Here is a 13,082-nt window from a genome sequence, read left to right as displayed (position 1 = left end):
ATACATGTGCCCCGTGCGTGACGTACCGTGCGATGTGCCTGGCCTATCCGGGTCCGCCAATGGAGTTCCTGGCGCGGCAACGTAGACGGTTAATGTGTAGCGATCATTGCTGTCCATGGTTACTTTGAGATTCCATCGTAGGCGAGAATGAGTTCCGTGCGTCCGTCCTTCAGAAGCGGGCGATCTTCCAGCAGTTCTACCCGGAGATGGTACCGGCCAGGCGCAGGCCGTCCTGCGTACGCTAGAGCCAGTTCCTGATATAGCCCGCCCTGCTTGAGCAGGCCAGCACCGCGCAGCATCGCAGGTCCGACACTGTGCGGCACTACGCCCGGCGTGAAGCCGTCTGCACTGATCTCTATTCGCGTTTGAGGATCGCTCGCAGTACGACGAAGAAGCACATCCGTTCTCCGCTCACCGTCCACTCGCTGCAACCGGACACGGGAAGGAACGCCTTCCCGCACGATCAAACTTGAACGGGCCACGATGGCTTTGGGAGTCTGCTCGCTGATCCGAATTCCGATCACCAGAGAGGGGCCTGAGAGCTCACCGGGCGGCGGCAAGTCGAACTCAAAATCCGCAACGACCCCGGGCTTCTCAAGCGAAATCGTTCGCGTCAGCGGTACCGTGGTGCGCGCGTTGGCTTCCGCTTCGGTCAGCACAGGCACCAGGGCAACGTCTGTCGTCGGTGCGTTGTCGCCGCAGCCCATCAATGCTGCAAACGCGACAGTCAGCGCACTGAATTGCAGCAATCTTCTTGTCCGGTTCATCGCACTGAATCCCTGTCAGAAGGCGGGCTGCCGCCTGTAGGCGACACCGTCGGTTTCGTTACCAATGCGAGCATAGGGGATCGGGCTCAGCGTCGGGTGAGGAAAGGTGGGTGCGGGGTATCGGGGTGGTGGTTGGTTCTAGCCGACTGAAGTCGGCTCTACCCATGGGGTAAACGGGTGTGCGTCGCACCTTGCCCGTCATGCTGACGCGAGCGTCGCGGGCAGGAGTGCTGCTTGGCGCTGCGTTGCGGGCGTTGGCATGTCGCTGGTGAACGGGCGGCGACCGCATGCCTGACACCGCACTTCGCAGTTTTCCTCATGGACGCAGGCACTTACGGCTGCGCACGATGACCACGCTGGAGCCACGGGGCTGCAGCCGGGATTGCCATCCTGCCTATGGATTGATCGTTGACTCTGTTCTGCCCTGCGGGGCACGGCGGAGAATGCACTGCATCGCCTACCGGTTTCATGGCAGGCGATGCGGGGGATCCCTGATCCGCCGGTTAATGATCAATCCTGCCGGTATGGCAACCCGCATCGCCCGCCACCTGTTGCCGCCTCGGCGCAGGTGGCCTCACTGCGAGGTCCTGCCGTTGACTACCGATCATCCCCTCAGCTCCGCGCGCCTTGCCTCCTTGCTGGGCGAGCATATTCACGACGTGCCGCAGAAGTTCATCGAGACGCTGGAACGCCGCCTGCAGCAGTACGCCACCGAGCATCCCGCCAGTGCGCGACTGACCCACCTGACCCTGGTGCCGTCTCTACCCGCACCGGATGCAGACCCCGCCGCAGAGCTGGAGCGCGTGGGCAAAGTCGCCGTGCCGATCCGCGTGATGCAGGCGTTGGATGCGGCGCTGGAGATCCTGCATGCCGAGCATATCGCGCGACGCGATGGCGACACCACCACGCTGCTGGGTGAGCACCTGGTGGATGGACTGCTGGTGGCGGGGCGGGAGCTGATCAAGGCATCCGCAGGACGACAGCTCGATGGCCGCTGAGCGCATACCTATGACCGACCCGCTGCCGTTCTCAGGGACTAAAGCGCGCTGACCCATCGACCGGTATGCAGTGCACTGCAGCCAGCCCCTGCTTGCCGGAGCTCCCTCCCCCATGATCAGAGGCAACGATCCGACGAGCCGCCTGACCGGCAATGCATGGCTGGCCGAATTTGACCAGACGCTTCAACGGTCCTACGCGACCACCTGCGAAGATGCCGGGGCGGACGGCATTGTGCTGCAGCGACACGCTGATCTGCCGGCGGATCAGGCCGCGATGGCATTCGCGGAGGACTACGATCTGGGTCCGCTGGACTGGTGGAGTATCGGGCGCGTCATGCGGTGAGGGGGCGGGCGGTGATCGGATATCAGCTGCGTATTGGAATGCGGACGTGGCCGTTCGGCCACCGCCTTGGTCATTCCGTCCATTGTTGCGTGCGCGACAAACCCATAACATCGGTTTCTGCAGGACGCGCGCTCAATGTTCCGTCAAGGTATTCCGAAGCCTCCTCAGTTCGTAATAAACGTCTATATCGTTGATGAAAAGAAGACGGCCACGTACTTCCAAGACTATCTGAAGGAGTTCTGCGAACAAGCCATGTAGCCCAGCGGTGACAAACCGATACTGCCCGAGCTGTTGATCAGGGGAACCCTTGCAGGATGATCCGCGGAGGGATCAACAGGGCGCCATTTACGATATGGCTGGCTATCGTCAAGTGGACGCCAATAGGCCTCAGTGGCTATAGGCCACGACCAGATCTCCATTGATCAACGCCACTTTCACCGTATCCTGCAGCCGCCTTATGGCATGCACGGTCCGAACGGTAGAACCCAGGTCCCCTTCAAGCGCTCCTCGCCCGTCTGGCGAGGCCTCCAGTGCGGACAATTGCTGGAGCATGCCCTGCGTGTAAGGATCAATCGGTTCTTTTGCATAGCGTGAGCAGCCCAGTTTGTCTGCAAAGGCCTGGTCAATGGGCAGGTAGAGCCAATTTTCTTGAGCGTCGATGTCAAACTCACCCACCGCATGCAGATGGCGAAGCAGCGGACTCCCAGCAAGTATGGTCGGACCGATGATCAGCTGGGAATCGAACAGCGCTTCGGTTTCATCGATGTCATTCATGGATGTCCTTTCCTATGGCCACTCACAACGAGTCTGCGCTTGTTTTAACCCAAGTCTTTTCCAATAGGCAATCGGGGCATGCTCCGATTCGGCACAGCGTCGGATCACGCTCCACTCTTCAGAAGCGGCCGTGGACCATTTTCCGGTTCCTCAAGCGTCTCCGCTGGCCAGTGGATACCTAGGAGTCTATTGGGTAGTGCGGCGCGTATCGCGTGCATGCGGCGGATGACAACGCTGCCCCGGCGCCGGCAGCTCCAGTCCGCACGCGGGGCGAATATGTGCACCCTGCTGAGGGTGACGCGGGTACCAGGATTGCAGATCCGGCTCGAGGTTGCGGCGCCGTGAGGTGCGCGCTGATGTGTAGCGATGTGGATGATGCATTGCTGGCGACGTTCGTGAAGCGCTTCGCCGCTACTTCGGTATTGGGCGTGAGGATGCGGGCGTGGAACGAATGGACTGGTTAGGCTGGGGGCGCTGAGAGTTGCGTGGCCACTGGCGAAGCGACGAAGCATCCGTTGTTACATCAGCCTCAAATCCATAATATCCAAGTAGACGGAACGACATGATTGATAAGGGATCGACCCGATGAACTCAGCTTCTCCCAAACCCAACAAGGTGCTGCTTGGCCTGCTGATCGTGCTTGCCATCGTGAATGCAATTGATTTCGTATTTTATGGCATGAGCCTGCACAACCTTGTCGCTTGTATCGGGTTCTTATTTTCCGCCTGGGGAACCTGGAGCGCGAGAAAGGGGTTGGCCATTCTGGGCGCGATCATGGTGATTGGGGCTATTGCGTGGAAGTACCTCGCTGGCTAGCGGAGCGCCTTCGTCTTTTGCAACGTTGCAGACCGTCCAGCGTTCAAAAGCACAGTGACCGAAGGGAGACGTGCCATGGCACATCCATAAAACGGCCTCAGTGAGCTTGGCTACCTCGTGGAACGGACGCTTCAGTGTTGACCTTGTCTGCTTGTGATTCATCACACTAGGCTCCGGCTGTCTGAGTCACGGGTCGTGAACATATCCAGCACACACCGTCACCCCATCCCCTGAGTTCGCGCCTGTATCCCCTGCTGCATCCGCTCGGTCTCCGCCTGCTGGTCCAGTTGCTGTGATATCGCACGCTGCTCCGCATGCTGGCTCACCACAGCAAACTGCTGCATGGATTCGGCTACCGGGGCCATGGCGGCTTGCGCGGTCGGCATGCTGGCGCGCAGGTGCGCCGGGTCGCTCGGCTCGCCTTGCACCACGTACAGGGTGTGGCCAGCAGGATTGCGCTCAGTTGCGTTGCTCAGCAGCACATGGTCCACCCGCGACAAATCGTTGTCCTTGGCCAGAACCAACAGGCTGGCACTCATGCGCTCACTGGTCTCATCAAAGCTACGGCCGTGCTTCGTGTCCAGGGCTGCCACGCCCTGTCGAACCTGCTGATAGAGCTCGAAATCTCTACGATCCAACTGTTCAGGGCCTTTGCGCTCAACGTGAGCAACCTCAGGCTTAGGCATCGCGTCATGGGCAATGGGCTCGGGCGGCATCGGTACGTACTCAGACCGCCCCGCACGTTCCCTTGCCTGCATCGCCGTTGCGGCAGCCATGCCAGTGGGGTCCTGTGGCCGAGTGGATGCAACGCGGATGCTCCCGTCGGCTGGCAGCGTGCGTTCGCCGTCCAGCGCGGCGTGTGCAAAAGGCGGTGGCGCGCGGTCCCGAACGGTCTGTCGAATGGCTTCAGCGTCCGCCAGAGCCTTGGCCTGAACTGGACCTGGCATCTCTGACCTACCCGCGTCGCCTTCTTGCTGCATCTCTTCACGACGCGCCTGCGTCAACGGATCATGCATCGCTGTGGGAATCGCCGCAGGGCGCGCCGACGTGTGCTCCCGAGCGGCCTCCTCGCGTCGCTGGGCAGAGGTGGCTTCCTGACGCTGGCGCTCCGAGGGGTCTGCTGCAGGTGTCGACGGCGCGGCACGCTGTGTCTCCGTCTGCGTCGGCACTTCTGCTGACGTCGGCCTGGGTGCTGGTGCCACGACGGGAGCAGGCGCCGTCGCGGCGGCCACTGTGCCCGCTGTAGCCGTGCCTGCGGCATACCCGGTCGGCATGGGAGCCGGTTGCACGGCCGGCCCCGGGTTGCGGCCCGTATCACGCTCGCGTGTGCCGTCCTGTTCCGTGGTTTGCGCGCGCACTGTGTCGGTGGGCGAGCCATTCGCCATATGCGCTGCAACGACTGCTGCCTGTTGAGCCTCAGTGGTGGAGGCACCTTGGCGGTTTGCTTCGTGAAGCGCCTGGCGGTGGGCGTCCTGCTCCTGGGGTGACAGGGCCTCGATCCGCAGCTCCGGCGCGTCGTGGATGGGCGCCTGCTGGTCGGGGCGCACACTTACCGTGTCCAACGTAGGAACGGGCCCAGTCGCCCGCACAGGCGCAGAAGCCTGCTGCTGAGACGCTTGGAATTTTGCAATGTCCTCAAACGTCGTGGTGGCCGTGAGCACCATCCGGTTTCCACCGGCGTCACTGAAGGCGGCAATCGCGCTTTCCGCACTTGGCGCGTGCGTACGCGGATCGGGCATCAGTTCCAGCACGACGTACGGTTGGCGACCGTTGCTGGCTAGGTTCTGTTCCACCGCTGCCGACGTGACAGCCAACTGCGCTTCGCTGCGCTCAATGCCATGCTTCTCGTAAAGAGCAGCCACCTGCCCGCGTATGCCTTCAGGGGCGAGTTCCAGCTTGGACCGGATGCCTTCCGCCATCATCGTCATATCGTCGACGCCGGCGTTCTGGCTGCGCCAGGTCACATCCAGTTCTTCGGTGAGGTTTCGGTTCGCCGCAGTATCGTACAGCCGACCCTCGTTGACCCACCGTCCATCTACCTGACGGGTGTAGTCGGCACCGTCACTTGCCTTCAGCGTATCGGCACTATCGCGTGCTCTCTGGATCGCATTGGGTATTGATGGATTGTCGGAGTCGCCAAAGTCGCTCCAGCGCTGCTGCGCATGCGCCACCATGTAGCGCGCGGCCATGGCGGCCGGTGTATTGGCTGCATTCTGTGCGATCACGGTCCGCGCTTGCTCATCCAGCACTAGCGCACGCTCGGGCGAGACTGGCTCGTTCCGGGTAACAGCGATGCGGCCGTCAAGCGTCTCCTTGATCTCCAGCGTCCAGTCGCTCGACTGCGGGTCGCGAACAAACGTCCGTCCACTCTCGAACGGGCCGCGCGGCGGCTGATCCGCAGCGCTGGCACTGAGCCGGTACGGATCCTGCGGGGTGGGCGGCGTGGCGAGCCCCAGTTCGTAGGATGCTCGGGCCGCCTGCCAGTTCAACTGGCGCTCCAGCGTGCCGGAGGCCACATAACTGGCGCGGAAGGTAACGTCATCGCCCTGTGCCGTCTGCACGGGACGCACTTCCACGCCCGTTCCCGTGTCGCTGCTCTGCACCTGTTGCTGATGCGCGGCGCGAAGCCACCGGCCCTCTGCATCGGCCGGATCGCGGGTCCACGCGCGGCCCATGGGATCGATCTGGGTGTAGATGCGGTCGATGTCCTTCTGGTCGGCCCAGCGCTCGCCAAGGATCGCACCCACCGCGCCCCCGCCGATGCCCGTCGCCAACGCGCCGGGTCCGGTCCAGGACCCTGTGGCGAGGCCAACGCCCGCGCCGGCAACGAAGCCGCCTACCGCGCCGCCGACGTTGCGTCCGATGAAGTGCGCGGCCGTGGAATCGGCCCCTGCCGCATTGCCCTGCGCGTTCAACTCCACCCACTTGTGACCTGATGTAGCGAAGTCGTGCGCCAGCAGCGCAAAACCGGCGACGCCGGCCACCTTCATGCCCGGGCTTACGCGCGCAGTCTGCGAGGCGTCGCCTGCGATCTCGGCAGCAGCAGCGGCGCCCGGTGGCCCGCGCGGCGCTCCCGGTTGCCCCGGTGCGTGCGGTGTTAACTCGGCTACGTCAGCGTAAAGGCGAGGGCCCGTTGCCATCTGTGGACGCGCAGCAACCCAGTCAGCGCGGGCGCGCGTCATGTCGGCCAGGTTCAATGAATGGAACTCATCCACGGGCCGGCTGAAGAGCGTCTTGTTGACTGCGTCCCATCCTTCGATAGGCGTGAGATGCCGGCGCACGTGGGCGACGTCGACCGCATGGCCGCTGTTGATGGTGGCCTGCTGCGAGATGGTGCGCTCCAAGGCCTGGTATTCCGCAGCAGACTTGCTCACGAAGGCACGCGGATCAGGCCCAAAGGCGCTGACCGGGTAGCCGTTGATGCGAACGTCCGGGTGCTCGAGCGCGGTGGTGAGTTCGAAGTTGCTGAAGCCGCGGTTGGGTGGTGCGTTTTCGACAAAGGCGAGCAGTGGCTTGCCGGTAGCGATGGCGTTCTTGAAGTATTCGGGGCTGCCTGCGTTCCACATGATGTCTTGGAGGGCGGCGGCGTGGGTCCCCAGGGGCTCTACATCCAACGCCGTCATGAATTCCGCGAGCTTGCGTTCCATCACCTTGAAATCAGGGTGCTGCGAAGGCGAGTCGTCAATATCCTGTATTAATTTCCCCCAATGCGTGTCACCAATGATCCCGGCAGCTCCACCGACATCACTCTTGTAATCCAAAGCATTTCGGTAATTCGAAACGTTCGAACCATCTCTGCCGGAGAACGCGACATAGTCGACTCCCCGGGCAAGCTCAGGAGGATGGCTCCGCAATTTTTCTTCCAGATAATCTGCGTAGCTCGACGTAGCATCTGGCCCGGACCCCGGCGATTGGAGGTAGTCAACAACCACCTTCAAGTTCTGTTCCGAAATGAGGCTGCGGTCAGCCTTATTCTTTGCGGCACTTAGCGTCGTCTTGGCAAAGTCGGAAAATTCAAATTTGGCCATCCCTGGATCCTCAGAGAATGTGCGCCGGCACAAAAACTTCTGCCAGAATGACCTCACCCTCGTTCGGCACACCTGAGATTTGGATATCAGATAACCCTTCGCCGATCAGGGATTCAGAGCTTGCTAAAGCTACATACCGCAGGTCTACCGTATTGGTCGTCTGCCCCGCGAATGCAGCCACAAGCCCGTGCGCGATGCTCTGCAGAAAAGTGAAGTCCGGCTCGATGCTTCCGAAGAGGGACTTCATTCGAAGAATGTCGCGCAATACCCAAGGCGGACTAAGGTTCACGGTATACGTCCACACCGGGCGATTCGACGTGCCGTCTACTCGCTGATCGCCAAACATACCAAGCCCGCCCACTGGCTCTCCGTTGCGTCTGAACGTGTATTGATATTCGATGGACCCGCCCGGCTCCGACTGATCAGAAGGAAGCACGCGCGGAAGCAAGATAGATATCCCACTCTCCACATCGAAGGCGGAACGTTCTCTAGGGATAAAATTAACCGCCATGCCTTTTCCTCAGATTATTTTCTGCAAAGTGCACCCAAGCAAGCACTATCTTACCCTCTCGCGAAACGGTGCCTTCGTCCCACGTGAGGGCACGGGACCTCATGAGCGCCTCTAGCGAGCTGGTTGCTATGTAGCGCAAGCCTTCCCTGTGTCAAAGCTGATCCGCATACATGTGTCACCTGGCAAGGCGCGCTGGGATGGAGACCTCAGCGAGGACTACGGCACCATCGGCCAAAATTGGATTCTCGCCTGAAATCACCACTCCGCAGCTCGCCAGCGCCTCTGATGTAGTGGTGACGACATAGCATAAGTTCTCTTTGTTGTTTGTCTGCCTGGCGTACGCGAGCACCAGCCCTCGAGAGAACTGCTGGAGGTACGAATAGTCGCCGTCCGAATTAGCAATCTTCCTTTTCAATGCCAGCATATCTTCGATCAGCCAATCATGGCCTAGGTCGAAAAAGAAGACATGCTCACGCCACCCATCTGACTCTATGATTTCATCAGGACCTGAAAAGCCCAGCTCGCCTATGCGCTCGCCATTTTGATAGAGCCCGAACTGGTACTCAGTTCCTTGCGTACCGTCTGGCAGCTCGACCGGCAGAATCCGAGGCTCAGGGATGCTTATCCCGCTGGCAGGGTCATATGAAGACCCTTCACGCGCTTGAAAATTAAGTGCCATGTGTCGTTCTCCACCTCAACCCGCATGCTTGGGAACGAGAGCCTCAGCAAGGATGACTATTCCGTCATCCAGAACTCGAGTCTCGCCAGAGATGAAAACGCTCGCTGCGGAGAGGGCTTCGAACGTCGTAGCAGCAGTGTAACGAAGGGCATCCTCGTTGTCCGTACGGCCGGCATAAGCTAATACCAAGCCTTGAGCCAGCTTGCAAAGAAACTCGAAATCTTCACCATCCGCATGAAAAACGGCCTTGAACTCGAACATGGCCCTGAGAAGCTTCTCTGTACCAAGATGGAACGTGAAGACCCACTCCCGCTGCCCGTCCTTTTCGACGTAGTTCCGAGTCTGTGCGGCTGTCGTATAGTTGCTCTCCCTCGCGGTTGAATATGCGAATAGGTACGTTCGTACGAGTGTGGATGAAATCCAGGCTAGCGGGTGTCTTCTCGTAGATGGCATCACGCGCTGCTTGCGGGACGTGTCGGCCGAAGCCATCCCTATCCAAGCTGTCCGTGAATCGCTGGTCAACCCCAAGCTCGCTCTCCAGCTTAGGCGAGGCAACTACTCTTACCTCGACCTGATAGCCCTTCTCTTGCAGACCCTTGATCAGGGAGTCCGAAGCCCATTCTCCGTTGCTGAGAGTTGTATCGAAGATGAGATTTTTCTTTGCATCAGATGCTGCACCAAGGGCCTCATCTGCCCATCCACTTGCATCCATATGAGTTCGACCGGACCACTGATACGGGTTCTGCTCACGGAACCTATCGATATATGGGTGGAACTCACGCAACGCGTCAGGATCGATAGCGATGACATCGCCGCGCAACTCGCTACTTGCCGATCTTGCTAGGCCTCCCTTGCCAGCACCGGGCTGCCCACCAAGGATGATTGCCTTCGGGCTATCGAGAGAGGTGGCCGCGGCAAGCCGCTCCTCTGGCATGATCCGCTCACGGAAGATTCGCTCATGATCTTCCTTACTCAGCAAGTCTGACGCGCTGCTCATTCGGGCGCATCCGCGCGCATTTCGAAGTAGCTCCAGAGATCGTCATCGTAGGCCCAGGCCTCCCTCCACAACAACCGAGACATCACCTTGTCCTTCGCCTCGGCCTGAACTACCGCGCTTGCGTCTCCACTGGCAGTGGCGGCCTCAAGCTCTCTTCTCGCCTCCGAGGAAAATGCTTCCAACCGCCCTTCCAGCGCGAGAACCGCGCGCTCAGCCCGCGGCGTAACTGATGGCGGATACTCAAGCACTCCACTAAGCACTTCTCGGAGCCGCTCGACGTGCTCCGGATATCCGCTGAGCATCTCAACGAGACGTGAGGGGACTGGCGGGGGCAGGACGGACATGATGCGTCTCCTTATCATCGATGTTTGTGCATATCTCAGTATTGCATGGCGACCATTTCCTGAGGACGGCCACTCGCGTCAGGCGTCAGGCGTCAGGCGTCATGAGCTCAGGGCTATGCCCAGCCTAGAAATTACGGGATCTGGACCGGCCAGACTTCCGTAGACATTCATGAGCCGCTTTGCGCGTAGCGCCGTTCAAACTCTACAGGGGCCAAGTTGGACCGAGCAGGCTCACGTCCCGCCCTCCAAGGTTGATCGTCGTGTTGTGACCCCACACCCCCAAGCCGCCAATCCGTCGACCGTTCTGATAGAACGCGTATTGGTACTCCGTTCCCGGGCTGCCATCCGGCATCGTCATGGGAAGGGTGCGTGGTTCGGGAATGGTGATGCCACTGGTGGCATCGTAGGCAGCGCCCCCGCGTGACTGGAAGTTGAGTGGCATGCTTCCTCCTTGAATAGAGTTAAACGCGTTGAGCTATGCCGCCCATTGCGGCACCCCAACCTTTCCCACCTCAGCGCAGCTTGTAAAGCACCGCCGCGCCCGGGCGCGCCTCGAACGCCGGCACGGTCTGCTGGGTCAACGCATTGCCCTTGGCGTCCCAGACCAGCGTCTCGACCGGGTAGTCGTCCTTACGTGTCATCTCACCGATCTTGCTGACGATCACCGCCGCTGCGTCAGCGGCGTCCGGGTTCCAGGCGAACACGCCCACGCGGCCATAGAACACGGCCGGGGCGGAGGCATCCAGGCGCCGGTCCGGGCACATCACCAGGCCGCGGTCGATCATGACGCGCAGTGCGCCAACCGGCACCCTCTTCACTGTCGGCGCGGTGCGCTCGGCGCTGTGGCCGGGGCATACGTTGGCGGCGCGGGTGACCATATTCTCGGCGACTTGGCGATCAGATTGGGCTAAGGCCAAGGCGGGGCTGAGGCAGAGGGCGAGCAGGGCCAGGGTGGACGTCCGGGTCATCGCAGGTTCCTTGGGTGGCTATGGGGCGAACTTAGCAACGGCCGGGGGATGAGTTGCAAAAATAATGTGAGGCCGCGTGCCGCGACGGGCCACCGCTACGTTCGCAATAGGCCGTTGCAGTGAGCCTCGGCCGCCCATGAGCCGGGATCACCCTTGCGTAGCCTAAGTAGAGCCATGCACTGTCACTTTTCCAGATTCGGCCATGGCCGGTATGGACGCGCTGGCGACGAAGAGCGTCAGCCGGGATTGGCATCCTGCAAGCGCACTGGATCTTTGACTCTGTTTTGCCCTTTGGGCACGGCGGAGAATGCACTGCATCGCACGTCGGTTTTACGGCGGGCGATGTGGGGGATCCCTGATCCGCAGGTCTTTTTGATCTGGTCGCCCGGTATGCCAACCCGCATCGCCCGCCACCTCGCGCCTCGGCGCAGGTGGCCTCAAGCCTTGTGAGGTAAGCCGATGGATTCGCACTACCCTCTTAGCGCAAAGCGTCTGTACGCCCTGATGGGCGATCGGATGATCGACGTCCCGCCCTACTTCATCGAGCGCCTTGAGCGGAGGCTTGAAGAGTTCGAAACCTCACGCACCAACGAACATCGCGTGATGCACCTGCGCGTGGTGCCAGAGCCGGCAGCGGTTACACCGAAAGAAGGCAGCGGCTGCCACCGGGAGCCTCAGCGTACCGCCGATGTCGCCGTGCCGATCCGTACCCTGCAGGCGCTGGCCTCGATCTTCGAAGTGCTGCACTCGGTGCATGTCGGCCGGCAGCAGGGCCAGCCCGATAATGGCTTCGGCGAGTACCTCGTCGAAGGGCTGATCATCTCCGGACGGGAACTGGTGCGGTCATCGGCGGATGCCATGTGAAGCCGGTCTTGAGCGGGCCGGACGGCGGCTTCGCCAATGCGCGTGTCAGCAACCTGCGTGCAGCCGAGATGGCCGAGTACCTGGATGCCCGCTTGAACATGGCCAACTACGATGAAACCACGTTCGCGCGCTCCCTGCTGCTGGTGTCCGAACTGCATGGCATGAGCCATATCGCGCGCGAATGCGGGCACAGCAGCGAAGTCATGCGCCGGCAGTTGAGCGGCAACCGGCCGCTGTAGCTGGACAGCGTGCTGGGCGCGATGCGGGCGCTGGGTATCCGGTTGCGGATAGAGGTGATTTGAGTGTCTGCTACAGCGCCCCTGCAGCCGGCGTGGCTGGCTGCGTTTGATGCCACGCTGGTGCGCTACTTCGCCAGCGGACGGTGGGTGCCCACCTTGGAACCCAGCCCTCGCGACTCCCCAAGGACGTTGATGAGATCATCCATTCACTCCTCTCAGCCAAAGATCCATGCCTACCTACTTCCAACCCCGATGCCTGCGCGAACCCGCTGATGATCGAAGTATCCGGATTCATGTAGTGAGAGTCCAAGGTCCCCTGCCGGACGGCAGTGATCCGGCGCAGTATGAGTTCCTTCTCTACCGCGGAGAAGCCGAGTTCGGCTTCATGGGGTTGAGCGGCGGCTCAAACTGGCTTGTGCGGGAGAACGACAAGCGCGAATGGGTTTACACCATCGATATGTCCCATGCGGTCACGCTGGAACACATACTCACGTTCAAGAAAGATCTGCAAAGCGACGAGGACGATCTCTCCTTCCTGCGCAGGTTCTCGCTGGCCGTTTGTCATGCGGTCACCGAAAGATCCCTCAGCGATGAAGACATGCGAGAGATCATCTTTACCTCGCAGGCGGCGCTCACCGCGATCGGCATATCGCCGTCTGATCAAGCCCTATTGCCCGGCGGTGACACGCCGATATTGGCCGAACTGTTGATCCTCGGACGCCCCGATTGACCTCGGCCAGACGCGGCTGGGCGT

General features: G+C 61.0%; 15 protein-coding genes. 6 read left to right on the top strand and 9 right to left on the bottom strand.

Features of this window, described 5'->3' with window-relative positions; genetic code table 11:
• Positions 1 to 119: 119 nt before the first annotated feature.
• Positions 120 to 767, bottom strand: a complete 648-nt coding sequence (locus IFT58_RS15815; protein ID WP_192096021.1) for a hypothetical protein — start codon at positions 765 to 767, stop codon at positions 120 to 122.
• Positions 768 to 1,426: 659 nt separating this feature from the next.
• Between IFT58_RS15815 and IFT58_RS15810 the strand changes: the two genes are divergently transcribed.
• Entirely contained in the window at positions 1,427 to 1,765 is a 339-nt protein-coding gene (locus IFT58_RS15810) for a hypothetical protein (RefSeq protein WP_192096019.1), read from the top strand.
• A 112-nt stretch (positions 1,766 to 1,877) separates the two neighbouring features.
• Positions 1,878 to 2,108: a hypothetical protein gene (locus tag IFT58_RS15805; RefSeq protein ID WP_192096017.1), complete on the top strand. Its 231-nt coding sequence runs from the start codon at positions 1,878 to 1,880 to the stop codon at positions 2,106 to 2,108.
• 387 nt (positions 2,109 to 2,495) lie between these two features.
• Here the strand turns inward: IFT58_RS15805 and IFT58_RS15800 are convergent, their stop codons facing one another.
• Positions 2,496 to 2,882: a hypothetical protein gene (locus tag IFT58_RS15800; protein ID WP_192096015.1), complete on the bottom strand. Its 387-nt coding sequence runs from the start codon at positions 2,880 to 2,882 to the stop codon at positions 2,496 to 2,498.
• Between the two features lie 585 nt (positions 2,883 to 3,467).
• Here IFT58_RS15800 and IFT58_RS15795 point away from each other — a divergent pair.
• Positions 3,468 to 3,698 (top strand): hypothetical protein, encoded by a 231-nt coding sequence (locus tag IFT58_RS15795; protein WP_192082675.1) that lies wholly within the window; start codon positions 3,468 to 3,470, stop codon positions 3,696 to 3,698.
• 218 nt (positions 3,699 to 3,916) lie between these two features.
• On the opposite strand, the gene IFT58_RS15790 is transcribed toward IFT58_RS15795, so the two are convergent.
• The 7 genes from IFT58_RS15790 to IFT58_RS15760 all read right to left on the bottom strand — a co-directional run bounded on the left by IFT58_RS15790 (position 3,917) and on the right by IFT58_RS15760 (position 11,225).
• Positions 3,917 to 7,726, bottom strand: a complete 3,810-nt coding sequence (locus IFT58_RS15790) for an XVIPCD domain-containing protein (protein ID WP_192096013.1) — start codon at positions 7,724 to 7,726, stop codon at positions 3,917 to 3,919.
• A 10-nt stretch (positions 7,727 to 7,736) separates the two neighbouring features.
• On the bottom strand, positions 7,737 to 8,237 hold the full coding sequence (locus tag IFT58_RS15785; RefSeq protein ID WP_192096011.1) for a hypothetical protein: 501 nt from the start codon (positions 8,235 to 8,237) through the stop codon (positions 7,737 to 7,739).
• A gap of 175 nt (positions 8,238 to 8,412) precedes the next feature.
• Positions 8,413 to 8,916: a hypothetical protein gene (locus tag IFT58_RS15780; protein ID WP_192096009.1), complete on the bottom strand. Its 504-nt coding sequence runs from the start codon at positions 8,914 to 8,916 to the stop codon at positions 8,413 to 8,415.
• A 15-nt stretch (positions 8,917 to 8,931) separates the two neighbouring features.
• The gene (locus IFT58_RS15775) at positions 8,932 to 9,177 is read right to left on the bottom strand and encodes a hypothetical protein (protein WP_192096007.1); all 246 of its coding nucleotides are present in this window, start codon (positions 9,175 to 9,177) and stop codon (positions 8,932 to 8,934) included.
• Positions 9,140 to 9,913: a zeta toxin family protein gene (locus tag IFT58_RS15770; RefSeq protein WP_192096005.1), complete on the bottom strand. Its 774-nt coding sequence runs from the start codon at positions 9,911 to 9,913 to the stop codon at positions 9,140 to 9,142. Before IFT58_RS15770 ends, IFT58_RS15775 begins: the two co-directional genes overlap by 38 nt.
• The gene (locus tag IFT58_RS15765) at positions 9,910 to 10,257 is read right to left on the bottom strand and encodes a hypothetical protein (protein WP_192096004.1); all 348 of its coding nucleotides are present in this window, start codon (positions 10,255 to 10,257) and stop codon (positions 9,910 to 9,912) included. Before IFT58_RS15765 ends, IFT58_RS15770 begins: the two co-directional genes overlap by 4 nt.
• A 512-nt stretch (positions 10,258 to 10,769) precedes the next feature.
• Positions 10,770 to 11,225 (bottom strand): hypothetical protein, encoded by a 456-nt coding sequence (locus IFT58_RS15760; protein ID WP_192096002.1) that lies wholly within the window; start codon positions 11,223 to 11,225, stop codon positions 10,770 to 10,772.
• A 516-nt stretch (positions 11,226 to 11,741) separates the two neighbouring features.
• On the opposite strand from IFT58_RS15760, the gene IFT58_RS15755 reads away from it, so the two are divergent.
• The 3 genes from IFT58_RS15755 to IFT58_RS15745 all read left to right on the top strand — a co-directional run bounded on the left by IFT58_RS15755 (position 11,742) and on the right by IFT58_RS15745 (position 13,058).
• On the top strand, positions 11,742 to 12,089 hold the full coding sequence (locus tag IFT58_RS15755) for a hypothetical protein (protein ID WP_192096000.1): 348 nt from the start codon (positions 11,742 to 11,744) through the stop codon (positions 12,087 to 12,089).
• The gene (locus IFT58_RS15750; RefSeq protein ID WP_192095998.1) at positions 12,086 to 12,328 is read left to right on the top strand and encodes a hypothetical protein; all 243 of its coding nucleotides are present in this window, start codon (positions 12,086 to 12,088) and stop codon (positions 12,326 to 12,328) included. Before IFT58_RS15755 ends, IFT58_RS15750 begins: the two co-directional genes overlap by 4 nt.
• A 229-nt stretch (positions 12,329 to 12,557) precedes the next feature.
• Positions 12,558 to 13,058, top strand: a complete 501-nt coding sequence (locus tag IFT58_RS15745) for a hypothetical protein (RefSeq protein ID WP_192095996.1) — start codon at positions 12,558 to 12,560, stop codon at positions 13,056 to 13,058.
• Positions 13,059 to 13,082: the final 24 nt, after the last annotated feature.

The sequence above is a fragment of the Stenotrophomonas sp. CFBP 13718 genome (assembly GCF_014842145.1).
Lineage (GTDB): Bacteria > Pseudomonadota > Gammaproteobacteria > Xanthomonadales > Xanthomonadaceae > Stenotrophomonas.
The sequence above is the reverse complement of the archived record's forward strand: the minus strand, read 5'-3'. Positions and strand labels throughout refer to the sequence as shown.